At 63.3% G+C, this 25,408-nt stretch carries 14 protein-coding genes; 6 read left to right on the top strand and 8 right to left on the bottom strand.

The window, feature by feature from the left end; all coding sequences use genetic code 11:
- Nucleotides 1–34 precede the first annotated feature (34 nt).
- From L8G49_RS12260 to L8G49_RS12245, 4 genes are all read right to left on the bottom strand, one after another.
- Nucleotides 35–1,468 carry a glycoside hydrolase family 43 protein gene (locus tag L8G49_RS12260; protein ID WP_242186046.1) on the bottom strand — a complete coding sequence of 478 codons (1,434 nt, stop codon included), beginning with the start codon at nucleotides 1,466–1,468 and terminating at the stop codon, nucleotides 35–37.
- Between the two features lie 11 nt (nucleotides 1,469–1,479).
- A complete protein-coding gene (locus L8G49_RS12255; protein WP_242186044.1) occupies nucleotides 1,480–2,499 on the bottom strand; it encodes a family 43 glycosylhydrolase in 1,020 nt (339 codons plus the stop codon).
- Nucleotides 2,500–3,098: 599 nt separating this feature from the next.
- Nucleotides 3,099–3,827, bottom strand: coding sequence for a FadR/GntR family transcriptional regulator (locus L8G49_RS12250; protein WP_242186114.1), 729 nt, complete (start codon nucleotides 3,825–3,827; stop codon nucleotides 3,099–3,101).
- A 543-nt stretch (nucleotides 3,828–4,370) separates the two neighbouring features.
- Nucleotides 4,371–5,198, bottom strand: coding sequence for an Arm DNA-binding domain-containing protein (locus tag L8G49_RS12245; RefSeq protein ID WP_242186042.1), 828 nt, complete (start codon nucleotides 5,196–5,198; stop codon nucleotides 4,371–4,373).
- Nucleotides 5,199–5,866: 668 nt separating this feature from the next.
- On the opposite strand from L8G49_RS12245, the gene L8G49_RS12240 reads away from it, so the two are divergent.
- Entirely contained in the window at nucleotides 5,867–6,487 is a 621-nt protein-coding gene (locus L8G49_RS12240; protein WP_242186039.1) for a PEPxxWA-CTERM sorting domain-containing protein, read from the top strand.
- Nucleotides 6,488–6,736: 249 nt separating this feature from the next.
- Here the strand turns inward: L8G49_RS12240 and L8G49_RS12235 are convergent, their stop codons facing one another.
- Entirely contained in the window at nucleotides 6,737–8,590 is a 1,854-nt protein-coding gene (locus tag L8G49_RS12235; protein WP_242186036.1) for an acyltransferase family protein, read from the bottom strand.
- Nucleotides 8,591–8,822: 232 nt separating this feature from the next.
- Here L8G49_RS12235 and L8G49_RS12230 point away from each other — a divergent pair, with 232 nt between their 5' ends.
- Nucleotides 8,823–10,766, top strand: coding sequence for a beta-L-arabinofuranosidase domain-containing protein (locus L8G49_RS12230; protein WP_242186033.1), 1,944 nt, complete (start codon nucleotides 8,823–8,825; stop codon nucleotides 10,764–10,766).
- Between the two features lie 99 nt (nucleotides 10,767–10,865).
- Here the strand turns inward: L8G49_RS12230 and L8G49_RS12225 are convergent, their stop codons facing one another.
- The gene (locus tag L8G49_RS12225) at nucleotides 10,866–14,060 is read right to left on the bottom strand and encodes a TonB-dependent receptor (protein ID WP_242186032.1); all 3,195 of its coding nucleotides are present in this window, start codon (nucleotides 14,058–14,060) and stop codon (nucleotides 10,866–10,868) included.
- Between the two features lie 233 nt (nucleotides 14,061–14,293).
- On the opposite strand from L8G49_RS12225, the gene L8G49_RS12220 reads away from it, so the two are divergent.
- Nucleotides 14,294–15,031: a FadR/GntR family transcriptional regulator gene (locus L8G49_RS12220; protein ID WP_242138966.1), complete on the top strand. Its 738-nt coding sequence runs from the start codon at nucleotides 14,294–14,296 to the stop codon at nucleotides 15,029–15,031.
- 57 nt (nucleotides 15,032–15,088) lie between these two features.
- Here L8G49_RS12220 and L8G49_RS12215 read toward each other — a convergent pair whose 3' ends face one another.
- The gene (locus tag L8G49_RS12215) at nucleotides 15,089–17,242 is read right to left on the bottom strand and encodes an alpha-glucuronidase family glycosyl hydrolase (protein WP_242186028.1); all 2,154 of its coding nucleotides are present in this window, start codon (nucleotides 17,240–17,242) and stop codon (nucleotides 15,089–15,091) included.
- Nucleotides 17,243–17,532: 290 nt separating this feature from the next.
- On the opposite strand from L8G49_RS12215, the gene manD reads away from it, so the two are divergent.
- Both manD and L8G49_RS12205 read left to right on the top strand, forming a co-directional pair.
- Nucleotides 17,533–18,744, top strand: a complete 1,212-nt coding sequence (gene manD, locus L8G49_RS12210; protein ID WP_242138964.1) for a D-mannonate dehydratase ManD — start codon at nucleotides 17,533–17,535, stop codon at nucleotides 18,742–18,744.
- A gap of 165 nt (nucleotides 18,745–18,909) precedes the next feature.
- Nucleotides 18,910–21,753, top strand: coding sequence for a glycosyl hydrolase 115 family protein (locus tag L8G49_RS12205; protein ID WP_242186026.1), 2,844 nt, complete (start codon nucleotides 18,910–18,912; stop codon nucleotides 21,751–21,753).
- On the opposite strand, the gene L8G49_RS12200 is transcribed toward L8G49_RS12205, so the two are convergent.
- On the bottom strand, nucleotides 21,720–23,855 hold the full coding sequence (locus L8G49_RS12200; RefSeq protein WP_242186023.1) for a M3 family metallopeptidase: 2,136 nt from the start codon (nucleotides 23,853–23,855) through the stop codon (nucleotides 21,720–21,722). The two genes, L8G49_RS12205 and L8G49_RS12200, sit on opposite strands and share 34 nt — an antisense overlap.
- Nucleotides 23,856–24,306: 451 nt before the next feature.
- On the opposite strand from L8G49_RS12200, the gene L8G49_RS12195 reads away from it, so the two are divergent.
- Nucleotides 24,307–25,332, top strand: coding sequence for a hypothetical protein (locus L8G49_RS12195; RefSeq protein WP_242186021.1), 1,026 nt, complete (start codon nucleotides 24,307–24,309; stop codon nucleotides 25,330–25,332).
- The last annotated feature ends 76 nt before the right edge of the window (nucleotides 25,333–25,408 follow it).

Raw genomic sequence — 25,408 nt, 5'->3', positions numbered from 1 at the left:
GCACAGTCGGTCGCCGTTCCAGCGCCAGACGATCCTACGAAAGCGCGAACGTCGCGCTTTCGCGCCTTGTGCTGGCGACGTCGCCGACCATCAGCTTGGGGCCGATATGGTGCAGGTAGACGTTGCTCGTCCCTGCTGCGACGAACGACACGCCGCGCCGATCAGCCAGTCCAGCGATGCGGGTAAAACGGCTGCCCTGAATCGGAGCGGCGCGCGCGTCGGCCTTGACCAGCCGTACCGATCCGTCCTGTATCGCGCAGAGGCGATGGTCGGGCGCCTCGATCGGCGCCAGCGAGACCGAACCACCCGGGTCGGCGAGCTGTCGGAACTGGCTTCCCGCCAGACTCCCGCAGCCGATCGACGGCGCTCCGCCATCATTGCGGAGGAAAAGCCCCGGTGCATCGAGCGGTGACAGACGATCGGGAAGCGCACCATTGCCGACCGGGATGCCGAAATCAGGCGTTCCATCAGGACGGTAATACAGCCGCTGCAGGCGCGTATGGCGGTTCGGGTCGAACAGCGGATCGCCCTTGATCTCGCGATAGTCGCGACCGTGATAGACCAACACGTCACGTCCGCGCTCATCGACCGTGAAGGAATTGTGGCCCGGGCCGTACACGCCGGTTGCCTCCGATGTGGTCAAGACCGGCACCGGCGACTTGGTCCACGACGCCGCGGTCATCAAATCGGCGTCGGCTTTGGCGCTCAGCAACCCGAGGCAATAGCGCTCGTCGGTCGCGCTCGCCGAGTAGCTGATGAACACCCGGCCGTTGCGCGCAAGGAAGGACGGCGCCTCGTTGACCTTGAAGCCACGGATTTCCCACTCTAAGGTCGGGACCGACAGCCGCACCGGCGCGCGCGCGAGCGTCAACGGCGTGGCGAGCGGCGCCAGATACAGGTTCGAATTGGTATCTATCCCCGGTTCGCGCTGCGCCCAGCAGAAATAGCGCGTGCCGCGGTGGACGAAGCTGGTCGAGTCCAGGTTGAAACTGTCCCACGGCGCCTGGAACTGGCCCAGCGCCGACCATCCCCCCGTCATCGGATCGCGCCCATCGCACACGGCCGCCCAAGTGCGGATGCGGAACACGTCCTCGCCGCCGCCGCTCGGCCCGGCCGCGAAATACATTACCCAGCGTCCGTCGATGAGATGAAGCTCGGGCGCCCAGATAAAGCCGGACAAGGGCCCGCTCGCCAGATGGTGCCACACGACTCGCTCGGGCGCCGTGGCCAGTCCTTCCAGCGTGCGCGACCGTCGCAGCACCAGCCGGTCATATTCGGGCACAGAACCGGTGAGATAGTAAAAGCCGTCGCTATGCCGGAACACCTGCGCGTCGGCGCGCTGCCGTACCAGTGGGTTGAGCGGCTCAGCGATGAGTCCGCGCTCACGCGCGAGCGGTCGAGCGGTCGCTGCGCCTGCACCAACCGCGCCGGCTCCGACCATGAGAGAACGCCGAGTGAGGTCGAGCATGGTCATTGTCCTTAGCGCGAGGCGACCGGCCAGCCATCGGCGGACCATTCGACAGGAGAGATCCGCAGCGTCGACGCACCGTGGTTCAATCGGTCATAGGCGTGATAGACGAGGTAATCCTTGCCGTCGGTGTCTCGCAGGAATCCGGGATGCCCCGGTCCGCGAAAGCGCTCCTGTTCCTCCAGATCCGCGCGCAGCACGATCGTCCCCTCGCCGTCGATCAGCCTGCTGCCGTCCTTGCCCTGATAGGGCCCGCGAACGTCCTTTGAACGGCCGACGACGGTGTAATAGGTGCTGTTCGCGCCCTTGCAGCAATAGTCGTACGACACGAACAGATAGTAATAGCCGTCATGCGAGACCAGAAACGGCGCCTCGATCGGCGCCGGGCCGCCGGCTGGTGCGTGACGTCGCGCGATCGTAATCGGCGTGCCGGGCGGGTCGAGCAATTTGCCCGAGCGCGGATCGAGCGCGAACAGCTTGATCCCGCCCCAGAAACTGCCGAGCGCCAGCCAGTGATGGTCGTCGGCGTCAATGAAATGATTGGGATCGATCGCGTTGAAATCGTCCGAAGGGTGCGACATCACGACCGGGCCTTCGTCCTTCCAGCGGTAGTCCGGCGCCTTGGGATCGAGCGTGGGACTGGTAAACAGTCCGATCGCCGACCGGTTCGATCCGAAGGTGGAGACGGCGTAATAGAGGTGCCAGCGACCGCCAAAGAACGACATATCGGGCGCCCACATGTCTTTACTGCCGGGTACCGCCCGCGTCGCCCAATCCGGCAGATCGGTGAACAGCGGAGGCTGCGCGGTCCAGTGGATCAAATCGGGCGACGTCTTGACCGACACCATATGACCCGTGCCGAAAACGTAATAGGTCGCCTTCTCCTTAACGAGAACGGGATCGTGCGTCGGAACGATGTCACCAGTGATCCGCGTATTGATCGGACCGGATATGGCCGGGCCGGGCTCGGCGAGTGCAGTGCCGCCCCAAAATGTGCAGGAGGCGGCCAGAAGAAGGGAGCGGAAAATCATGCGGGTCTCCGTCGGTAGAGTTGGCGGACGGTGCGTGGCCGATCACATCATAGGCGGCGAAGGGTGCTTCGCTCGACTGGTTGCCCCGATCCATCCTCGATCAGCGGCTCCGGGCCGTTGATGCACCGCGTGTAGATCGTGGAGAACATGGTCGTCTGGAACAGCCCGATCAAGATTGACGCCTACACCGCGACCTGGCCGGTCGCGGGCATTTTCGCTGATGGAATTGCTCGTACAAAGAAGTGATCGACCGCACGTGCTCGCTCAGCGTGTCTGCGTATAGCATTGGTCGAAGTGGTGGCGCAGATGCAGTCGCAGCCATGTAGTTGATGACGGTGATGTGGCCCGCATGAAAACAGCGGCGCGCGCACCTTCTACCCACAACAAAAGCCCGCCCCACCTGGGTAGGCGATGAATCGTGATGGTTCGTTTGGAGAACCGGGATAGCCACGATGCCGATATCCTCTGAAACGCGGCAAACTCTGGTTCGCTCTCGTCGCCTTCTTGTCTGAGTATAAAAAACGATACGGTCCGTCAACCGAGACAATCGCGGGTACCGTCACCGGCCACCGTCTCGGCCCGTCGGACGCGCCTGCGCGTCATCCGCCAAGCAAGGGCTCGGTATCTTGCAGCGCCAGCTGCACCAATTCGGTCATTGCCGCTCGCGCCGCTGTCGGATCCGCGTCAGCGATCGCATCGTAGATGCGGCGGTGATCCGGTAGCGGATCACGCGGCAGTTTACGCTTGCGATGTTTGAAGATCGTCGTCCAGGTAACCGCCGCGGCGATCGAGCTTGACAACGCGATCAGCGGCGCATTTCGAGTGGCGGTCAGTACGGAATGATGAAACGCCTGGTCCGCCGCCCGCCCAGCCTCAACCCCCAGGCCAAAGCGCGCCATTTCGCCCAGCGCATGTCCCATGTTGGCCAGATCGGCGCCGGTGCGGCGCTTGGCCGCCAGCGCAGCGGCCGATGGCTCGACAATCATGCGCAGTTCAAACAGATCGCGGATCAGCGCTTCGCTCGGCTCGGAGGCGAAGGACCAGGCCAGCACCTCAGGATCAAGCACGTTCCAGCGACTCCGCTCGCTGACGCGCGTACCCGTCTTGGGGCGGCTCTCGACCAACCCCTTGGCGGCGAGGATTCGGATCGCCTCGCGATAGGCGCTGCGCGAGACCTTCAGGTGCTCGCTGAATTCGATTTCGCCTGACAAGATTTCGCCGGGTATGTGACGACCGGTCAAAATCGCGACACCAAGATCGTGCGCGATCGAGTTGGGGATCCGCTTCGATCCCTGCGCCTCGAACGGAAGCGTAATTCTCTCGGGCATTGCCGGTGCGGCCACGTTGTCTCTCCTTGAGCCCAACCTCTATGAACGTTGCGGGTTCGGCTTGTCGAGCGGATGCACAGACGCTTGATCAATTACCCCATGCTGCAATACGACTATTGTGAGAAAATTCGGCATCGCGACCGAGACGCTGCAAGGATCGATGTCAGCATGTTTTGCGGGAACACCTTGCAGCCGCGCCCTTGCTGTTTAGCGAATATGGCAAGCTGCACCGGTCGGCGCGAGGCCAGAACGAACTCTGCATCGGCCGAGATGCGATTGACGCACCGCAAGCGGTGCGTCGCGCGGCGTAAACACGCTTATACTGACGGCCGCGGGCACCAGCGGGTCGCGGCGATGAGGCGATCCACAACCCAAGTCCAAACTCGCGCCTCCAAGCAATAAGTCGAAGCTTAACGAACGGGAAGATAGCGACCTTGCCGCTACAAAGCCGCCGTTCCGCTATCCACCCGAATTGCGCTGGAAGCAGCCGCTCCTTCCTTCGCAGTATGAACTAAAAGCGGCCAGTCCGCGCACGGCGAGACGCTACCTCCCAAGCCCCCGTCCGATGCCGAGATCAAGCGCATGGTTGAAGACCAGTTCGGCGCCGAGGCTGCGGCCACTGCTGAACGCTATGCCAAGCTCCTGCTTCCGGATCGCGAGCAGCGATTCCAGTTGTGGATCGCGACTAAGCCCCTCGGCCATGGTCCTCATGTTTTTCTGGATCGCGGTGTAATCGTCCCTGCGGCCGTCCGCGTAGGCGATGTGGCTTTGGCGATCGAGCTGCTGCCAGCGTTCGACGAACCGGTCGGCGCGGAGCGTGGGATCGGTGCGGATTTCTGTCTCCAGCTGCATTGCCTGAACTGCGCGCGTGAGCTTGCCGCCCGCCGCCTCACCGAGCAGCGTGCGATCACCTTGAAACGCAGCTTCCATATCGAGCGATGCGCCTGGCCGAAGCGCATCGAGCGCGGCACGTGCTTTCTTTAGTTCCTGGGTCTGTTCCTGGGTTGTGGCGAGCCCATTGTCATGGCCCGTGAAGATCGCATCGACCGCTTGCGCGTGTCGCAGCAGCGCCTCGCCGCGTGCGTATAGCAATCGTGGCCGTGGCGTCGGCTTCACCCGCTCAGGCAGATGCCGCGTAGGCTTAGGTGAGCGTTGCTCGGGAAGAGGAACGTCCTGCGCAGGTCCAAGGCCGAAATCGCGACGTCGCCCCGCGTGTTGCATCCGCAGCACCCAGGAACGCGCTCCGCTGTCGCGAACGAGGAGGTAGAGACCGTGCATATCGGCATGTCTGCCGGGACCTGCATGTTTGACCTTGAGAGTAGTCAACGCCATCTGAAACTCCGCAATGAAGCCCCACATCAAGTCCCACACTTTGATCCGGATTTAGTGGAAAACTGTGGGACGCAATCGCTCGACAGTTTTCAAGTATTCGCAACAAGATCAAGAAGCTGGGACGTAATGATGGTTCCTGGAATTTCACAACGGTATCCGTAGGGGTCACCATCAGCGCTGATGTGCTGTTTTGGTTACGCACCAGGTGTCGGTTGCGCCTGGATTTTCATGCAGTTCCCCCCTTGTTGCCCGATTGCTGGTTCTAATCGGCGTCATGCTATAGCTCGGCTGGCTTGTGCGTTCGAAGTGCGCGCCACTTCGTCAACTCATCGAGGTCGAGTTTGGCGTGGTGATCGGTCGCATTTCTCCGGGCGTTGCGGGATCAACCGGTGAAGCCGCTGCTGGGCCCTTACTGCCGGCGCTGGAAGCGGTTCTGCGGTCTGATGCGGGTATCGGCGCATGGGCACCGACGGGCAGGCAGAGCAATGGAATGACGTGGATCCGACAGGGCGCACGGCACCTGATGCCTCGCGCCGATCTGCGCTTTCATTACCCGGACCGGGGGCCTCGAACAGACGGTCAGCAAGGCATCCGCTGCGCCTGCATATTGTTTCACCCGCTCTCATTACGTCGGGATTGACACGAAAAGTCATATAGTTAACCGACGTTCACCCAGTCAGACTGGGTGAATCAGGGGAAACCATCATATGCGTAAGATTTCCATGGCGGCGTGCGCCTGCATGGTCGTGTGTTGCACGCCCGCCAATGCTGCAACGATCGTGCAGATGGCAAGCGGCGGGCCGGCTTATGTCAATCAGTTCGATCCGACATTCGGTACGTTGAACAGCGTGTCTTTCAGCGCACGATATTCCAAAACCGTCTACTTCGATTATCCATATCAACTCGGAACGCCGATTGTCACTTCTTCCGGCTCCATATCGACCAATTCCTTCACGGCCTACGACTTAACCGGGTCGTATCAGTCGTTCACAGAGAACCCACAATTGATTGGGGTACATTTTGGTGGTGAGGCATCGGGAACGACTCCATCGAATTTGGATGAGTATATCGGAAACCGATTGGTCACGCTTGTTGGCCTCGTCAATGCAAAGTTCGCAATCAACGGCGCCGCTGTCTCTGCCGTCTCGACATCGTTCCCATCCCTATCAAGTGACACCTATACGGTGACGTACGATTATACCCCGGGCGCCGTGCCCGAGCCCGCCACTTGGGCGCTTATGCTTGCCGGCTTCGGTGCAATTGGGTTTGCGATGCGCCAGCGCGGGGCGCGCATCCGTGTTGGCGGGGGCTTAATCCGCGCCGCTTGAGCCCTTCGGGGCTGGCCGCCTGGTCAGCCCCGGCAAAAGCTGACGGCTCAAGATTGACCGACGTCCATCGAGCCCAGCCCTGCTGTTCTGCCACCGGCCGACCGCGCGTCTGTCCCGACGGTTCCCGTACAAAGTCCACCGGTCGAGCTTCGCAGCAATATGGCAGAACCCGCGCAACGCGAGGCAGACCGGGACAGGACCAACGAAGCTGGGCGTGCGCCGGCAAGGTTGCCCTTCGCACCCGTAAAGTCAGAACGGAAGCGATCTGGATAGAGCCGTCGCAACGATATCGCTCCCGTGCGCCGACAGATGCCCGTTATCGACGTACCTTTCGCCGGCCTTGTCGATCAGATCGCAGCGGTAGGTCGGACAGATCGCCGGCATGGGATTGAAGAACAGCGCCGATGGGACGCCCTGCTGCAAGCGGCGATTGAGCATCCCGTCGAACGTGACCGGCGCGTCTCGCTTGCCAGTCCGGTAGCGATAGTCATCGAGCGCGTTGAACCCGAACGACGGGCTGGCGCCGACGAGGATCACGCGCACGCCGCGACCACGCAATTGCTCGACCGTCTGCTCGATCCGTCCGACGTCGAGAACCCCCTCGCCGTCATAGGACGACCATCGCCCGCTCATGATTACCAGTGTTCGCGCGTCCGTCAGCTTCAAGATGCCGTCGTTGAAGGATCGGCACGTTTTATCCTGGACCGGCGTCTCGCCCAGCAGTGGCGGGCAATAGTCCTTGGCGTAGTGAACGAGTTGCCAGCCCCTCGCCTGAGCAATGCGGCGTAGGCCGGGCGCAAGATGGCCAGCGAACGAATCGCCCCAGAGCACGACACGATGCGGCGCCGCGGGGTTGGTAGTGCAAAATTTCGCGTCCCAGTTGGCGAACGATTGCCCGTTCACCAGCGTACACCGGCCACTGGCGAACAGCGTTTCTAAATGGCGGTTTCGCACCTCGAATTTGGGAAAACGGCCAGGAAAGCCGTTGGCCCGCATCGTGATGACCCCGATAGCGCAGACTGCAATCGACGACACTATGGCCAACGTCAGCACAACGCGTGCCGAGGCAGTGGCGCGTCGCGTCGGTCTTTCGATGAGAAAATATGAACCGATCGCCAGAACAAGAGTGGCGGCCAGACACATGAGGCGTACCGGCACGCTCAATCCCGCGGTGGAGTATACTCTGGCAAAGGCGAGGATCGGCCAGTGCCAGAGGTACAGCGAATAAGAGATCAGCCCGATCGCGACGGGAAGGCGATGCCGTAAAACGGACCCGACCATGCTGCTACCCGCACCGAACACGATCAACCCCGCAGCGCCAAGGCATGGCAAGATCGCCGCGGCGCCCGGAAATAGCGTTTGCGGCGTGTAGAAAACGACCGGCCCGACGATGAGAAGAAAGGCACAGAGCGTGATCGCTTCCCGTACCCAGCGCGGCGGCGTCCCCCCTTTCGATGCAACGAACAGCGCCATCGTTCCGGCAAGCAGCTCCCACGCGCGGGTCGGCAAGAGGTAAAAGCTTGCCGCAGGCGAGATGGGGGTGGCCCAGACCGATAGGGCCAGCGATAGCGCAAAGGCCGCGATCAGGATTGGCGTACGGAAGCGACGGCCAGCTGCGCCGGCCACTAGCAGTAAAATCGGGAACGCAATGTAGAATTGCTCTTCTACCGAAAGTGACCAGGTATGAAGCAGTGGAAGCGTCTCGGGACCCGGGCCAAAATAGCGGACCGTTTTCCAGAACAGGATATTTGAGCCAAAAGCTGCGACCGAGGCGAGGCTCTTGCCGAACTCGCGCATCTCGTCGGGGAGCAGCAATACCCAGGCAGCGACATAGCTCGCGATGAGCACCGCAAATAAGGCGGGAAGTATCCGCTTCGATCTTCTGACGTAGAAGCGGGAAAGCGAGAAATCGCCCCTGTCCTTTTCCGACAGGATGATCCCGGTGATCAGAAATCCTGAAATAACGAAAAATACGTCTACCCCGACATATCCGCCCGAAAAACCGCGCACCCCCGCATGGAATGCCAATACGGGAATGATCGCCAACGCCCTAAGACCGTCGACGTGCAGCAAGTGTTTCTGCTCTTTGGGATTGGTACGCATGGCGGGGCGCATAACTTAGCAGCCGGCGGCGGGCAATGTTGGGCGCCAAGCGCCCGATGGACGACCGCTGGAACTCGGTCACTGTTGCGTGCGCCCCGTCGATCGTACACCATCCGCCGGGGAAGCATTCGCCCCGGCCGTTCCGTCCGTGGCGACGACGGGTGGGACAGTCCGGTCCGCCTTGCAGTTCAAAGCTTTGCGACGTGAACCGCAGGCTGAGGAGAAGGTACCGATGAAACCTTGCCGTACCCTCCCTTCGCGACGGGATGTTCTCGCGTCGGCGGCAACGGCTGCGATCGTCGCCGGGACCGTGCCGATCAGCCTCGTGCCGGCCGCCGCGGTCGGCGCGACACCGCCCGTGCCCGGACCCTCCCGCGCCCTGCAGCCCTTCGACATGGCGCAGATCGACCTTGGCGCGGGGCCCTTCCTGCACGCACAGAGGATGATGGAGGCCTATCTCCTGCGGCTCGATCCCGACCGCCTGTTGCATAATTTTCGCCTCAACGCCGGACTGCCACCGAAGGCACCGGTTTATGGTGGCTGGGAATCCGACCCGGTCTGGGCGGACATCAATTGTCATGGCCATACGCTCGGCCATTATCTGTCGGCCTGCTCGCTGGCGTGGCGATCGACGCGCGACCTCCGGTTCAAAGAGCGCGTGGATTACATCGCCCATGACCTGGCCGAATGCCAGGAAGCGTCGGGCACCGGCCTAGTCTGTGCCTTCCCGGGAGGGCCCGCACTCGTGGCCGCGCATCTGCGTGGAGAAGCCATCACGGGCGTCCCCTGGTACACGCTCCACAAGGTGTTTGCAGGCCTGCGTGACGGTACCCTGTTGACCGACAGCAGTACAGCGCGCGCGGTCCTCCTGCGCTTCGCCGATTGGGCGGTGATCGCAACGCGACCGTTATCCGACGCGCAGTTCGAGACGATGCTCGATACCGAGCACGGCGGCATGAACGAAGTCCTTGCCGACCTGTACCTCATGACGGGAAACGCGGACTATCGCACGCTGGCGCAGCGCTTCTCGCACAAAGCGGTCCTGACGCCGCTCGCGGCTGGCCGCGATCAGCTCGATGGCCTGCACGCCAACACCCAAATCCCCAAGATCGTCGGCTTCGAGCGCGTGTACGAGGCGACTGGCGATGCCAGCTACCGCGATGCCGCGCTGTTCTTCTGGAAGGCGGTTGCGCTGACCCGGTCCTTTGCGACCGGCGGCCACGGCGACAACGAGCATTTCTTCCCAATGGCCGAATTCGGCAAGCATGTTTTCTCCGCCAAGGGCGCGGAGACGTGCGGGCAGCACAACATGCTCAAGCTGACCCGCGCGCTCTTCCTGCAGGACCCACGCGTGGACTATGCCGATTATTACGAACGGACGCTGTATAACGGGATCCTCGCCTCGCAAGATCCCGACAGCGGCATGGCCACCTACTTTCAGGGCGCGCGGCCAGGCTATATGAAGCTGTACCACACGCCGGAGCATTCCTTTTGGTGCTGCACCGGCACGGGCATGGAAAACCACGTGAAATACCGGGATTCGATCTACTTTCACGACGACCGCACCCTCTATGTGAACCTGTTCATCCCATCGCGCGTGAATTGGTCCGAGCAGGGCGCCATACTGACCCAGACGACCGCGTTTCCGGAAACGCCCACGACCATGCTGCACTGGACGTTGAAGCGGCCGGCCGCGCTGACGCTGAAAGTACGCCATCCGCGCTGGAGCCCGACTGCGACCGTCCTCGTCAACGGAACCGAGGTCGTTCGCTCCGGCAACCCCGGGCGCTACATCGAACTTGCCAGGACGTGGCACGACGGCGACCGGGTAGAATTGCGCCTCGTCATGCATGTCGGGATCGATCGGGCACCGGCCGCGCCGGATATCGTCGCCTTCACCTATGGGCCGCTGGTCCTGGCGGGCGCGCTGGGCCACGACGGCCTTCAGCCCGGTTCGGACAGCATCGTCAACGAACGCAAGTACGGCACGTACAACGACACGGCATTCGCCGCGCCAACGCTCACGGGCAATCCGGATACCCTGCCGGAAACGATCGTCGCTAGCGGTAAGCCACTGGAGTTCACGATCCCCTCGGCGGAGCAGCAATCGGTGCGACTGGTGCCTTATTATCGGATCGCTCATGAACGCTACGCCACCTATTGGAAAGTGGGGTAAGGCCGGGGTCGGGCTGGCAGGCTACCGGGCGCACATAGCGTAGGCAAAAAAAGGGCGGGAGCGGCCAAACCGCTCCCGCCCGAGGTGCCCGAGGAGGGATCAGAAGCTGCCGCGAAGCCCCACCAGAACCTGCCGGCCCGGCTTGTACTGGGTGAAGGTATCGTTGCTGAACTGGAAGTACGACCGCAACGTCGCATCGGTGAAGTTCGACACGTTGACCGTCAGCTGCGGCAGGTGCTCGACCCCGAAGATCTTGTCGAGATCGAACGCCGACGAGAAGTCGTACGAGGTGTAGTCGTTACCGTACAGCGCAGCGGCCGGGATACCATTCTGCGCGGCACCGCTGTTCTGCGAGCCCCGGCGCGACGTCGTCGAAACGCGCAGCATCACGCCATGTTTTTCGTAATAAGCGGTGATGTTGTAGGTGAAGGGTGCCACCCCGTAGGCGATGGCGGCGCCCTTGCTGGTCTGATCGACGACGGTCGCGTTGGCGTTGAAGCCGAAGCCGGTGACGCCGATATGCCGGGTCAGGAAGTCGAGCGGCTGGACCCACTGGAATTCCAGGCCATTTATCGTCAGCTTGTCGGGCACGTTGGTCTGCGAGGTGAGCTGGACCTGCGCGGCGGTCGGGCCGCCGCGCGAGTTCAGTGCGATCTGTTGCGTCGGGTTCAGCGTATCGTAGGTGATGCCATATTGCGCCAGGAAGGTGAAAGGCACCGTCGTGATGTTCGTGGTGGTGAAACCGGTGATCGACTTGCGGAAGGCGTTGAAGCTGATGACGCCTTCACGGCCGGTATAATATTCGAACCCGAGGTCGAGGTTGGTCGACAGGTAAGGCTTCAGCGCGGGGTTGCCGATCGTTGCCTGATCGGCCGAGGGTGCACCGAAGTTGACGCCGGGCAACTGCGCCGAGGGATCTGGCCGGGTCATCGTGCGCGATCCCGCGACGCGGACGACGGCATGCTCGCCAAGGTCATAGGCGAAGGTCGCGGCCGGCAGCCAGTTGGTATATTCGTTGCGGGTCGTGACGTTGGTCGAAATGTTCGGATAGCGGCTGCCATCGGGCAGCGAACCGCCACCGGCGGGGGTGTTCCGCGGATCGGGCAGCGATACCGTTCCCGAAATGGTCTGGATCGTGTCGACGAAACGCAGACCCGCGTTGAAGCGCAACGTGTTGCCGCCCAATTCCTGCGCGCCGTTGATCGTCGCAAAGCCCGACTTTACCACTTCGCGGATGTAACCGCCGCTTGCCCCGGTGTTCGCGGCGCCGACGACCGGCGCGTTGTCGTGGAACGATTGATAGTTGGTCGCATTGGCAAATTTCGGGAAGTCGACCGTGACGAAACCGGCCGGTCCTGGCATCAGATAGCTGGGAAACGCGCTATTGGGTACGAGCGAGCCGCCGTAGGTCACCGCGCCCGTCATCCCGGCGGTCGAACCCGTCCCGTAGCCGGGATACGTCGGATAGCCGGCAGGCGCGGCTCCCGGCGCGTTGAGACCGACGCATGGGGGCTGGGTATTGGGCGAGGCGACGAACACGCTGGGGTTGTTCCCGCAAACCGCATTCTGCCACGCCTGGCTGTTGTCGAAACCCTGGATCAGCCGGGACACATCGTCATAGGCACCGCCTAGGCGCAGGTTGAGCGCCCTGCCCCCCCACGTCAGATCGGCGCGCGCGCCCTTGGTCTTGTTGATGCGCCGCTCGTCCTGAATGTTGACGCGCGAGCCGGCGTTCCAGCCGAAGTTCGCTGGATTGTTGAGGTCGATGTTCGGGGTGATCACCGGGCCGTTGCCGGTATTGGTGTAGGCCACCGTCGTCCCAGCGCCGAGCGGGGTCGTGCCACCGACCGTCGGGCTTTCGCGGTGGAAGGTCGAGCGGGAATAATTGCCCTGTGCCTCGAACTTCAGATTGTCGCTGATTTCCCATTCACCGCCCGGATTGACGCTGAACAGCCTGGTCGTCTCGATATAGGGCCGGAATTCGTCGAAGAACTGGGCGTTGGCGAAGGTCCCGCCGGTCACCGAGCAGCCCGTGCTGCAATCGCTCTTGTCGAACGTCAGGTTGAGCGGAATGACAGCGCTGTTGCGTACGATCCACGCCATGTCCTCGCGGATCAGGTCGTTGTGCTTGTAGCCGTACAGGCCATCGACGTAGAAATGCAACGTGTCGGACGGGCGCCATTCTGCGCTCACGATCGCATTGACGCGGTCGCGCGAGCCGCGCTCGTCGGACTTGCGGCCAAGACGCGGCAGCAGCGCATTGTCGATCTGCTGGATCGTCGCGCCGGGATTGTGCGCGAGAAGAAACGCCTGATCGACGACGGTCCCGGCTACGAGGCCTGCACCCGCGCCGACTGGCACGACGCCCGGAATGGTCCAATTGCCCCCGCCGGTGGCGTTGCAGCCGGTCGTTGCGCCACACTGCGCCGCAGACAGCGCCGGATTGGTATAGCCGATCGTCTCGAACCCGCGCGTATCGGTAAACGAGCGTTGCCCCGAAACGCCAGCCAAAATGCCGATCGTGTCATTGTGCCAGCTGCCGATCAGCGAACCGCGCACACCGATGCGGTTGGCTTCCCCCTGTTGCGACCCTTGCACGTTGTAGCTGAGATAATTCTTGGCACGATCGAATGGCCGGGCCGAGCGGAGGTCGACGTTACCCGCCGCGCCGCCTTCGAGCAGGTCGGCGGTGTAGCTCTTGTTCACCGTCAGCTTGGTGAACAGGTCGGTCGGGAAGAAGCTCAGGTCGACCGAGCGATCGGTGCCCTGCGCGTCGGTCGCGCCCGACGAGGCGACGGCGATCGGCGCACCGTTGAGCGTGACGTTGGTGAAGTTGGACCCGAGGCCGCGGATCGCGACGTTGGTCCCTTCACCGGTGATGTCCCGCGTGATGGTAACGCCCGAAATGCGGTTGAACGATTCGGCAATGTTGGTGTCGGGGAACTTGCCGATGTCCTCGGCGAAGATCGAATCCGTGAAGCCGGTCGACGCGCGCTTGGCGTTGGTCGAGAGCGCCAGGCTGTTGCGATAGCCTGTCACGACAATGTCGCCGGCGGGCGTCCCGTCCGAGGTTGCGAGCGGCGCGGTCTCCGGTGCGGTAGCGGCATCGCCGGTTGCCGCGCTGGCGGACGGAGCGGATGGCTGACCGATGCCCGGGGCGGGTGACGGGGTCGCCGCCAGCGGCGGTAGCGGAGTCGTTTGCGCGGATGCGGCGTGAGCACAAATCCCGGAGAGAATTGTCGCGCCGAGAAGCGCACCTCGCGTCAAGCGCACGGCACCGTCGAGCAGTATCATTTCAGATATCCCCTTCCCAAATGAACACGCGCCTTGCTTCCCGAGCGCTATGTTTGCGCTACCAAAATGCGCCAGACTTCCAAATCTGTCAAACAGAGATTTGCAATTGTGTCAGGCCGGTCCGTCAAACGGTTGCATCACGCGGTATCTATACGGCATATCGGGACCGGACGTGTCGCAGGTCCGGCGCGGGGGTTCGCCACGGATCGGCTCTAGGAAGAGATCGGGGGACATTGAAAGCCGTACGCCTCTACGCACAGATCGCGCGGCAGATTGCCGCGCAGATCCTGGCCAGTCATTATCCGCTCGGCACGCGCCTGCCGTCCGAGCGCGAGCTTTCGGAGGCGTTCGACGTGTCGCGTCCGACGATCCGGGAGGCGTTGATCGCGCTGGAAGTCGATGGGTTGGTCGAAATCAGAATGGGGTCCGGCGTGTATGTCTCCGCGCAGACACCACGGGGCGGCAAGTTTTCCGCGATCGGCGTGGGCCCGTTCGAGCTGCTCGAGGCGCGTCGCGCGATCGAAGGGGAAGCGTGCGCGATCGCGGCGGCACGGCTGGACGACGACGATGTCGCCGAACTTCGGGCGCTGTTCGACAGTCTAGTGGCCGCCGGTGACGATGTCGCCAAGGCGGAATCGTGCGATCACCGGTTTCACGTCGCCATCGCCAAGGCGACGCGCAACAGCGCCATTTCCGGCGCAGTCGAGGCGCTCTGGCAGGCGCGACTGTGTTCGCCGCAGGAAAAGGCCATGTCCGAGAAGGCACATCGTGCCGGGGTCGGGCCGCGCATCGACGAACATCTCGCGATCTTGGAAGCGATCGCGGCCCGAGACCCGGATCGCGCACGGGTGGCGATGCGATCGCACCTGGACAAGGTTCTGAGCGCGTTGGTCGAGGCGACCGAGGTTCAGGAAAGTGCCGAATTCGACGCGCGGGTTACCGCCCGCCGCCAGAAGTTCGGCTTGCTGTAACCCCCTGCCCTCCGCGCCACCCCTCCGCGGCCGATGCCCCGCCATCTCGTCCCTGGGTCAGTGTCCTGGCGCGAACGGCGTCTCGATCGCGCGATAATATGCCAGCGGATGCGCGGGCGCCGGCGATCCCGCGGGCAGCGGGCGGTGGTTGAGCGACTGGAACCACGCGATGTTCGCATCGCGCCACCATATCGCCTCGCGCCGCTGGATCGCCAGGAACGCGCGTGTCTTGGCGAAGCGCTCGGCATCGACATACGGCGCCAGCGCGTCCCACGACCGCTGCATCGCGCCGACGCTGGCAACCCCGCGATCATAATGCATGACCAGTTCGTCCCACAGCGAGCGGCCTGACGCCATCCGTCGGTCCCACCCCAGATGATGGAACCACAGGATATCGCGCTCGGGCGTGGTGTTCGGATCGTCGAGCTGCCTTGAAAGCCGCGGCGCGTATTGCGCGACCGCATCGCTGCCGCTGGCCGTGCGATCAAAGCCGATGCCGTTGGCGTCGGCCCGCGCGTAATAGACCGGGTTCCATTCCGGCCGCGCCAAGTCGCTGACCCATGGGCCTGGCCCATAGTGATGCCCGGTCGCCATCTGGTGGGCGAGGCCCAGCGGCGTCATGTAATCGACCACCGCTTCGCGCGAAGTCATCATCATCGCGACGGTCGGCGTGACGAAGCGCGGATCGGGGGTAAAGGTCATCCGCGCCCATTCATCGGCGATCGCTCTGGCGTCGCCGTCCGGATCCCAGGCGAAGCGACCGAAAGCGAACCAGTTCGCCTGGTTGAAGGTCGACCCGGACCAATCCCGATCGACACCGATATTGGCGACCCCGGCCATGCCGGTGAGCCGATAGCGATCGACCTTGCCCTCGAGCACCCGCGCCACGGTCGATCCAGGACCGTGCGCCAGAGTATCGCTCTCCAGCGTTTCCTGGAACAGCGGCCCGAGATAAGCGAGGTGCGTCGCCTGCCCCAGATATTCCTTGGTAATCTGGAACTCCATCATCAGCGGCGTCTTGGGCATCGCCCCGAACAGCGGGTGGAAGGGTTCGCGTGGCTGGAAGTCGATCGCGCCGTTCTTGACTTGGACGATCACGTTGTCGGCAAAGCGTCCGTCGAGCGGCTCGAAGTCGTCATAGGCCTGGCGGGCCCGGTCCGTCACGTTCTTCTCGCTATAGACGAACGCGCGGTACATCACGATGCCGCCGTGGGGGCGGACAGCATCCGCGAGCACGTTTGCCCCGTCAGCGTGGCTGCGATGATAATCCTGCGGCCCGGGCTGGCCTTCCGAATTCGCCTTGACCAGAAATCCGCCGAAATCGGGGATCGCGCGATAGATTTCGTCGGCCTTGGCCGCCCACCATGCCTTGACGGCAGGATCGAGCGGATCGGCCGTCTTGAGCCCGCCCAGTTCGATCGGCGCCGAGAAACGCCCGGAGAGATACACTTTGATACCGTACGGCCGGAACACGTCGGCGAGCGCCGCCGCCTTGGCGATGTAGCGCGCGGTAAGGCTTTCCTTCACCGCATTGACGTTGTTGAGCACCGCGCCGTTGATGCCGATCGAGGCGTTGGCACGGGCATAGTCGGTGTAGCGCGGCCCCGTATAATCGGGCAGCGTCCACCAGTCCCAGATCGATTGCCCCGCATAGCCTCGCTCTACGCTGCGATCCAGATTGTCCCAATGATCGAGGATGCGCAATTGCAGCTTGGGCGCCGTGCGCAGGTCGATCCCAGACAGCGACGCGCCCTGTTCGGCCAGCTCGAGCAGGCGAAAGCTGCCATAAAGCAGGCCGACGTCGGTATTGGCGAGGATCGCTACGACGCGCTTTCCTCGAAGGGTTGTCGTATGGAGCCAGTAGCCTTCGCTGCCGAGGTCGCCGAGCGCCGTAGCGTCGAAGCCCAGCGCACGCGCCTGGAGGGGGTTTGCCAGAATGATCGCGTCGCTCACGGCAACGGCGGCCCGGTCAAGGCGATGGCCCGTCATGCCGCCAAAGCCACGCTGCAGCTCGGCGACGGCCACGGCAATCGTCGACGAACGCCCTGGCGCAACGATCACCATGGCATGCGCGACGGTGTCCGCCTTCGCCGGACCTGCCAACGGTCGGTAGCGCAGCCACAGATCGTACCCGTCCTCGGCATGAGCCGGAGTCGCGACAGGGCTCGAACACAGCAGGAGCAACGACAGGATTCGACGGGCGGCTTTCATCGGGACTCTCTCCTACCGCGGCGCTCGTTACGGCGCCGTCTCCACCTATCTGACACAAGTCGTTGACAAGCAGACCTGGCACCTAGCATGGTAGCGCTATCGTTGAAAAGGGCGCCGCAGAGCGACCGATGGCTCCAACTGAGCCGTGCAGGAAGGATACCATGATCGGAACCCCCATCGCCAGCGGGCACCCATGCCGCGACCAGACCGCTGCAGCACGCTCGATCCGCGCGCGCGTCTGAGCGCGACCGCGCGCACCCTTCCCCCCTCCGCCTTTACGGAAAGACCCCATGCCGAAGATTATCGATGCCAAGGTGATCGTCACCTGCCCCGGTCGCAATTTCGTCACGCTGAAGATCGAAACCGAGGACGGCGTCTATGGCCTGGGCGATGCGACGCTCAACGGCCGGGAACTGTCCGTCGCCAGCTATCTGCGCGACCATGTCGTCCCGCTCCTGATCGGACGGGACGCGCATCGGATCGAGGATATCTGGCAGTATCTCTACAAGGGCGCCTATTGGCGGCGGGGCCCCGTGACGATGAGCGCAATCGCCGCGGTCGACACTGCCTTGTGGGACATCAAGGGCAAGATCGCCAATCTCCCACTCTATCAATTGCTGGGCGGCGCGAGCCGCGATGGCGTCATGGTCTACGGCCATGCCAACGGTGTCTCGATCGAAGATACCGTAGCGGTCGCGCGCGATTACCAGCAACAAGGGTATAAGGCGATCCGCCTGCAATGTGGCGTGCCGGGACTGCCCTCCACCTACGGCGTGTCGAAGGACAAGATGTTCTACGAACCCGCCGATGCCGATTTGCCGACCGAGAACTTGTGGTCGACCGAGAAATATCTGCGCATCGTGCCGGAGCTGTTCAAGGCGGCGCGCGAGACGCTGGGCTGGGACGTGCACCTGCTGCACGACATTCATCACCGGCTGACGCCGATCGAAGCGGGGCGGCTCGGCAAGGATCTCGAGCCCTATCGTCCGTTCTGGCTAGAGGATGCGACGCCCGCCGAGAACCAGGACGCGTTCCGCCTGATCCGGCAGCACACCACCACCCCGCTCGCGGTCGGCGAGATCTTCAACTCGATCTGGGATGCCAAGCACCTGATCGAGAACCAGCTGATCGACTATATCCGCGCGACCGTCGTCCATGCCGGCGGCATCACGCACTTGCGTCGGATTGCGGCGCTGGCCGACCTCTACCAGATCCGCACCGGTTGCCACGGCGCGACCGACCTGTCGCCGGTGTGCATGGCGGCTGCGCTGCACTTCGATCTGTCGGTGCCCAATTTCGGGGTGCAGGAATATATGCGCCACACCCCGGAAACCGATGCGGTCTTCCCCCACGCCTACAGCTTCGAGCGTGGGATGATGCACCCGGGCGACAAGCCTGGCCTTGGCGTCGAGATCGACGAAGTGCTTGCCGCCGAGTACCCCTATGCGCGCGCTTATCTGCCCGTAAACCGGCTCGAAGATGGCACGATGTACAATTGGTGAGCGCGATCCGGCGGACGCAGGGCACGTCCGCCGCAAGATTTGCCGGGCGAACCGGACCGGCAGTTGTTTCCGTCCAGCCCGATGGCTTCGCTGTCCGTCTTCTCGAGGAGTGGCGTTATGTTTACCCGACGCGGCGTAGTTGGCGGGGCTCTGGCGGGGGGGCTGATGCGCTCACCGCTGGCAGCCGCGCTCCGGACGGACCGGCACGCACCCGGCTTTGACATCACGCTGCCGGCCGGCGGCGTGGCGCCGATCTTCGTCGACCCCTCGGACCTGCCCGGGGTTCGCCGGGCGGCCGCCGATCTGGCAGCCGACATCGGGAGGGTGACCGGCACCGACGCGCGCCTCCTGACCGATCCCCAGTCGCTCGCCGATCGCGTGATCCTGATCGGGTCGCTCGGCAACAGCCCGGCGATCGACCGCCTCGTCGCCGCCGGAAAGCTTTCCGTCCACGACATCGCAGGCAAATGGGAAACGTTCGTGGTCCAGACGATCGCCGATCCGATGCCCGGTGTTGGCGAGGCGCTGGTCATCGTCGGCAGCGACAAGCGGGGCACGATCTATGGCGTGTACGAAGTGTCTCGGATGATCGGGGTGTCGCCGTGGTATTGGTGGGCCGACGTACCCGTTGCCCGTCAGAGCCGATTGCGCATCGCAAGCGGCCGCTATGTCCAGGAACCGCCCGCGGTGAAATATCGGGGAATCTTCCTGAACGACGAGGCCCCTTGCCTCTCGGGTTGGACGACCGAAAAGTTCGGCGGCATGAATAGCAAATTCTATGGCCGGCTGTTCGAACTGCTGCTCCGCCTTCGTGCCAATTACCTGTGGCCGGCGATGTGGAACAATGCCTTCGCGGTGGACGACCCGGCCAATGCCCGGTTGGCGGAGGACTATGGGATCGTGATGGGCACGTCGCATCACGAACCGATGATGCGTGCGCACAAGGAATGGACCGACAACCGGCAACACTATGGCAACGCCGAATGGAATTACGCCACGAACCGACCGGCGGTTCAGAAGTTCTTCGCCGAGGGAATCGAGCGCAACGCGCACAACGAGCTCATTGTCACGATCGGCATGCGCGGGGACGGCGACGTCGCGCTGGAGAGCACCGGCAGCCTGCAGTCGGATGTGAAGCTGCTCGAAGAGATCATTACCGACCAGCGCCGGATCATCACCGAAGGCATGGGCAGGCCGGCGGAACGGGTTCCGCAGGTTTGGGTCCTGTTCACCGAAGTCTACAAATATTATGACGCCGGCCTGAAGCTGCCGGACGACGTTACCCTGATGTTCGCCGACGACAATGTCGGGAACCTGCGCCGGCTCCCGTTGCCGTCGGAACGCGGCCGGCCGGGCGGGTTCGGCATCTATTTTCATATGGACATGCACGGCGGGCCGTTTTCGTACCAGTGGATCAACGCGAACCCGCTGCCCAAGATCTGGGAGCAGATGAACCTTGCCAATCAATATGGCGCAAACGAGATCTGGATCGCCAACGTCGGCGATCTGAAGCCGCTGGAGCTTCCGATCGAGTTCTTTCTCGCAATGGCGTGGCGCCCGTCCGACGTCGGGAAGGACAAGATCGCTGGCTGGACCCGCGACTGGGCCGAGCGGCAGTTCGGTTCGGAGCACGCAGCGGAGATCGCTTTTCTGGCTGCGCGCTACGCCAAGTACAATGCCTGGCGGAAGCCCGAACAGCTCAAACCCGAAACCTATAGCCTTGAAAACTACCGGGAGGCCGAGCGCGTCTGCGACGCCTGGAGCGCGCTCGAACGCCGCGCCGATGCGGTCAATGCCGCGCTGCGACCGGACCAGCAGGACGCCTTTTACCAGCTCGTGCTCTATCCGGTGCGCGCCTGTTCGAACCTGACCCAGATGTACGTCGCGGCGGCGCGCAATGCCCGGTTCGCCAACCAAGCCCGCGCCAGTACCCGTGCGGAAGCGGACGAAGTACGGCGGCGCTTCCGCCGCGACCATGAACTGCGCGACCAGTACAATCACACGATGGCTGGCGGCAAATGGAACCACATGATGGATCAGACGCACATCGGCTACTTCGACTGGTACCCACCCCAGGCGGACGTCATGCCCGCTGTCGCGGATCTCGATCTGGAAACAGCCACAGGATTCGGTGTGGCCGTGGACGGGGACGCCAGGTCCTGGCCCAATTACTACCTCCCGCCGGCGCTGCCGGTATTGGACAGCATTTCCGCGCGGCCGACCTATCTCGAGGTCTTTCCGCGCGGCGCGCAGCCGGTCGCGGTCACGGTCACTGCCAACCGCCCATGGGTCGTGATCCGCGAAGGAAACGCATTCAGCGCCTCGTCGCGCGACCGCCGCTACTGGATCGACATCGACTGGTCGCGTGCGCCCATTGGTCGCGCAGACGCAACGGTCACGGTGCAAGGCGATGAAAAGATCGACGTCAAGCTGACCGCGATCCGCGCGACCCCGCTGCAGACGAAAGAGGCGCGGGGCGCTTTCGGTGGCCTGGACGGAGCCTTTTCCATTCCCGCGACCGCGTACGCGCGAGCATCGACGGTCAGGGGCACGCGGTGGGAAGAGATCCCGGATTACGGCCGGGTTGCGGGGGCCATGTCACCGTTCCCGGTCGACGCGGCGTCCTTTACCGATCCGACGGCGTCACCCTGTCTCGAATACGACATCTTCCTGCCCGGGGCGGGAAAGTATGACGTGGCGCTCGTCACGGGACCAACGCTGGAGGTCATTCCCGGCAGAAAATTGTCCGTCGCAGTCGGGCTCGGCGATGGCGTGCCCGTGGTGAAGGCCGTCTTCACGCCCGAAGACAGCGAAGCACAGGACTTCCTGGGTTCGGCCCACGCCGCCAATTCCGCCAACAACGCGCGGACCATGCACTTCCCGGTCAACGCCGACCGGGCAGGACGGCATGTGCTGAAGGTGGCGATGATCGATCCGACGCTCGTGCTTCAGACGACCATCGTCTCCTCAGGCGTTCACAGACCCTCGTTTTTCGGGCCGCCGGCGTGAGGAGCGGTGTCCAGGCCGTGCTTGTGCAATAGCGGTGCGACCTGCGGATCGTGGCCGGTCATCGTGCGGAACATGACGTTGTAATCCTGCGTGTGTCCGCGCGACAGGATCAGGTCGCGGAACCGCTGGCCATTGGCTCGCGTCATCCCGCCATGCTGGACGAACCAGTCATAGACGTTCTGCTGGATCATGTCGGTCCATAGATAGGCGTAATAGCCAGCCGCATACCCCGACCCCCAGATGTGTGCGAAATAGCTGGTACGATAGCGCGGCGGCACATGCGCCACGTCCAGCCCGGTCGCGCCGAGCGCCTTCGCCTCGAACGCATCGACGTCAGTCGGCACCGCACTGGACGTGACCGAATGCCATGCCATGTCGAGCTGCGCCGCCGCCAGCGTCTCGCCGAAGCTGTAGCCCTGGTTGAACGTTTCGGCCCGCTTGATCTTGTCGACCAGGGCTTGCGGCATCGCCGCCCCGGTCTGGTAATGATGCGCGTAATGCGCGAGTACGCGCGGCTCGAGCGCCCAATGCTCGTTGAACTGCGACGGGAACTCGACGAAGTCGCGCGCCACCGCGGTGCCCGACAGTGTCGGATAGGTCTGGTTCGCGAACAGCCCGTGCAAGCCGTGGCCGAATTCGTGGAACATCGTCCGCACGTCTTCGAACGTCACCAGCCCGGGCTGTCCGTCCGCCGGCTTGGTGAAGTTGGCGGTGTTGGAGATGACCGGCTTGGTCCCGAAGATCTTCGCTTGGCGGACGAAGCTGTTCATCCAAGCGCCGCCCGACTTGTTGTCGCGCTTCCAGTAATCGAAATAGGCAAGCCCGAGCGGCTTCCCGCCCTCCTCGAACACCTCGTACACGCGAATGTCGGGGTGGTAGGTCGGGATGTCGGTGCGGCGCTTGAAGCTCAGGCCATAGAGCTGGTTGGCGGCATAGAAGACGCCGTTCTCGAGCACGTTCCAGATCTCGAGATACGGCTTGGTCTGGTTGAGATCGAGATCGAACTTCGCCTTGCGGACCTTTTCCGCATACAGGTCCCAATCCCATGGCTGGAGCTTGAACCCGCCATGCTCGGCGTCGATGGTCTGCTGGAGCTCGCCGACCTGCGCGGCCTGCGCCGCGGCGGTGGGCGCATCGAGCGCGTCCAGGAAGCCGCGCGCCGTGTCCGCGGTCTTGGCCATCTGTTCCGCGAGCGAATAGTCCGCCCAGGTCTTGTAGCCGAGCAGATTGGCCTTGCGCGTGCGCAGCGCGATCAATTGCAGGATCGCGGCGCGGGTATCGTTGGCATCGCCCTTTTCGGTCCGCGTCCAACTCTGATCGAACAGCGCCTTCCGCGTGGCACGGTCGGTCAGGGACTGAAGCGCGGGCTGGCCCGTCGTGTTCTGGAGCGGCAAAAGATATTTGCCTGGCATCTTGCGATCGGTGGCGTCGCGCGCCGCGGATTGGACTTCCCCTGGCGCCATTCCCGCGAGCTTGGCCGGATCGTCGAGCACGAGCGCGCCCGCCTTGGTCGCGGCGAGCAACCGCTGGCGGAAGGTGATCCCGGCGGTCGAAATCTGCTTGTTGAGATCGCGCAGCGTCGCCTGGTCCGCTGGCGAAAGCTGCGCGCCGGCGCGGACGAAACTCTTGTAATATTCGTCGAGCAACATGGTCTGCTCGGCATCGAGTTTCAGCGACGCCTTCCGGTCGCTCAGCGTTTTCACGCGCGCAAAGAGTTTGGGATCGAGATAGATCGTATCGTTATACGCAGCGAGCTTGGGTGCCAGCGCCGCTTGCGCCGCCTGCAGCGCGGGGTTCGTATTGGCCTGCGTCACTTGCCCGAAGGCGGACTGTGCCCGAGCCAGCATCTGCCCCTGGCGCTCCATCGCGACAATCGTGTTGTCGAAGGTCGGCGCAGCGGGATTGTCGGCGATGGTGCGCACTTCAGCGAGGCTTTCCGCGATCCCCTGCTCGATCGCGGGCTGATAGTCGGCATCGTGGATCTGATCGAACGGCGGCGCCTGATAGGGAAGCGTACTCCGCTGCGCGAACGGATTGGCGGCATGGGCAGGAGCGATGCCGATCACGGTGGTAACGGTGGCGAGCAGGAGACTACGGAGCATCTACGATCCTTTCGGGAGCCGCATCAGCTAGCGATAGCGGCCGCCGCTTGTCGACCCTGCCCGGTCAAGTTATTGCAAAACAGCAAAACAAGCGCCGCATTCGTCAGGTGTCCCCTGCTGCGTCGCCGATGCCCGTCCCGCGACGCGCAGCCGACCGCGGTCTGCCCTCCGGTCAGCCAGCGACGACCGGATGTTAGTCTTTGGCGAAACCAGCAATGACCGACCGGTCCAGCTTGCGGTGCGCTTGGGCCAACGCCGGCGGCGGGAGCGCCAGTCACTGCGTGCGCAAGACGGCCTGATAGCGCGCCGTACGGAACATTTAGAGGAGGCGGATGCCAGCGCATCCGAAAGCGGGTTCCCGTCGCACAATCCTGAAGACTATCGCTCGATCATGCTTCCACAGTGGTTGCCGCATTGTGTTTCGAACGCGGCACGCTAGGGCAAGCAAACCATGAAAATCGGCAAAAATCAGAGCGATCCCATCTTCGATGCGGAATGGTTGGCGCATCGGTACGATCCTGAACAAGACGCGGTCCACTTCCGCCACGTCCCGTTGTCCTCGCGGGCGCGCGAGACGTTTTTGACCGACGAATATCTTGGCGTGGAGCCGGCCCCGGTACCGATCGACCGCGAACGGATCGCCCAGTCGGACCTGCCGAACGCGCCCCTGCATTTCGTTTTTCATTCGGCGTTTTGCCTGTCCACCCTGCTAGCGAACGCGCTGGATTATCCGGGGCGCTCGATGTCGCTCAAGGAACCCGTGATCCTGAACGATATCGTCGGATGGCGGCATCGCGGCGCCGACGGCACCCGGCTTACGGCGGTCCTCTTGGATGCGTTGCGACTTTGCGCGCGTCCGGGGCCCGGTCGTCGGGCAGTCGTCGTCAAGCCTTCGAACATTGCCAACGGTCTCGCCGATGGCATGTTGCGCCTCCTGCCGCAGGCACGGGCGCTGCTGCTCCATGCTCCGTTGGAAGACTATCTGATCTCGATCGCCAAAAAGCAGATCGATGGTCGACTTTGGGTCCGCGACCTGATGGTCAAGCAATTGCGCGAGGGGCTGACGCTTCCGGTATTCAACGATGAGGATCTGTTGCGCCTGACGGATCTGCAAGTGGCCGCGGTCGGCTGGCTATCGCAACACGCCTTGTTTCACCGCTTGTGCCACGCGTTTCCCGAGCGCGTACGGACGCTGGACAGCGCGACGATTACGGCGTCTCCTGCATCGGTCGTGCAGGCGATGTTCGCTTTTTACGGAATCGCATTATCCGACGAGGAACGTGCGCAGGTGCTGGCCGGCCCTGCCTTTACCCAGCATTCCAAGGATGGCACCGCCTTTGGCTTCTCGGCACGCAGCCTCGATTATGCAGCGGCGGAATCGGTTCACCGGGATGAGTTGACCAAGGTCGCGGCATGGGCTCGCGTGGTGGCCGAGACGGCGGGCGTGCCGATGGCGCTTCCGAACCGCCTTTGCTGAACGGCGGACATATTGCCTGCCGGTCTGGCTGACCTTTCCTAGCGCAGCCGGCGACAACCCGAGGCAACGGGACAGG

Source organism: Sphingomonas sp. CARO-RG-8B-R24-01 (assembly GCF_022662295.1).
In the GTDB taxonomy this organism is placed as follows: domain Bacteria; phylum Pseudomonadota; class Alphaproteobacteria; order Sphingomonadales; family Sphingomonadaceae; genus Sphingomonas.
Note: the sequence above shows the minus strand (reverse complement) of the source record. Positions and strands in the feature narration are given on the sequence as shown.

Bases quoted from the DNA above. Each gene is read 5' to 3' on its own strand.
- L8G49_RS12260 (WP_242186046.1), bottom strand. From the start codon at position 1,468: ATGCTCGACCTCACTCGGCGTTCTCTCATGGTCGGAGCCGGCGCGGTT.
- L8G49_RS12255 (WP_242186044.1), bottom strand. From the start codon at position 2,499: ATGATTTTCCGCTCCCTTCTTCTGGCCGCCTCCTGCACATTTTGGGGC.
- L8G49_RS12250 (WP_242186114.1), bottom strand. From the start codon at position 3,827: ATGCCCGAGAGAATTACGCTTCCGTTCGAGGCGCAGGGATCGAAGCGG.
- L8G49_RS12240 (WP_242186039.1), top strand. From the start codon at position 5,867: ATGCGTAAGATTTCCATGGCGGCGTGCGCCTGCATGGTCGTGTGTTGC.
- L8G49_RS12235 (WP_242186036.1), bottom strand. From the start codon at position 8,590: ATGCGTACCAATCCCAAAGAGCAGAAACACTTGCTGCACGTCGACGGT.
- L8G49_RS12230 (WP_242186033.1), top strand. From the start codon at position 8,823: ATGAAACCTTGCCGTACCCTCCCTTCGCGACGGGATGTTCTCGCGTCG.
- L8G49_RS12225 (WP_242186032.1), bottom strand. From the start codon at position 14,060: ATGATACTGCTCGACGGTGCCGTGCGCTTGACGCGAGGTGCGCTTCTC.
- L8G49_RS12215 (WP_242186028.1), bottom strand. From the start codon at position 17,242: ATGAAAGCCGCCCGTCGAATCCTGTCGTTGCTCCTGCTGTGTTCGAGC.
- manD (WP_242138964.1), top strand. From the start codon at position 17,533: ATGCCGAAGATTATCGATGCCAAGGTGATCGTCACCTGCCCCGGTCGC.
- L8G49_RS12205 (WP_242186026.1), top strand. From the start codon at position 18,910: ATGCGCTCACCGCTGGCAGCCGCGCTCCGGACGGACCGGCACGCACCC.
- L8G49_RS12200 (WP_242186023.1), bottom strand. From the start codon at position 23,855: ATGCTCCGTAGTCTCCTGCTCGCCACCGTTACCACCGTGATCGGCATC.
- L8G49_RS12195 (WP_242186021.1), top strand. From the start codon at position 24,307: ATGAAAATCGGCAAAAATCAGAGCGATCCCATCTTCGATGCGGAATGG.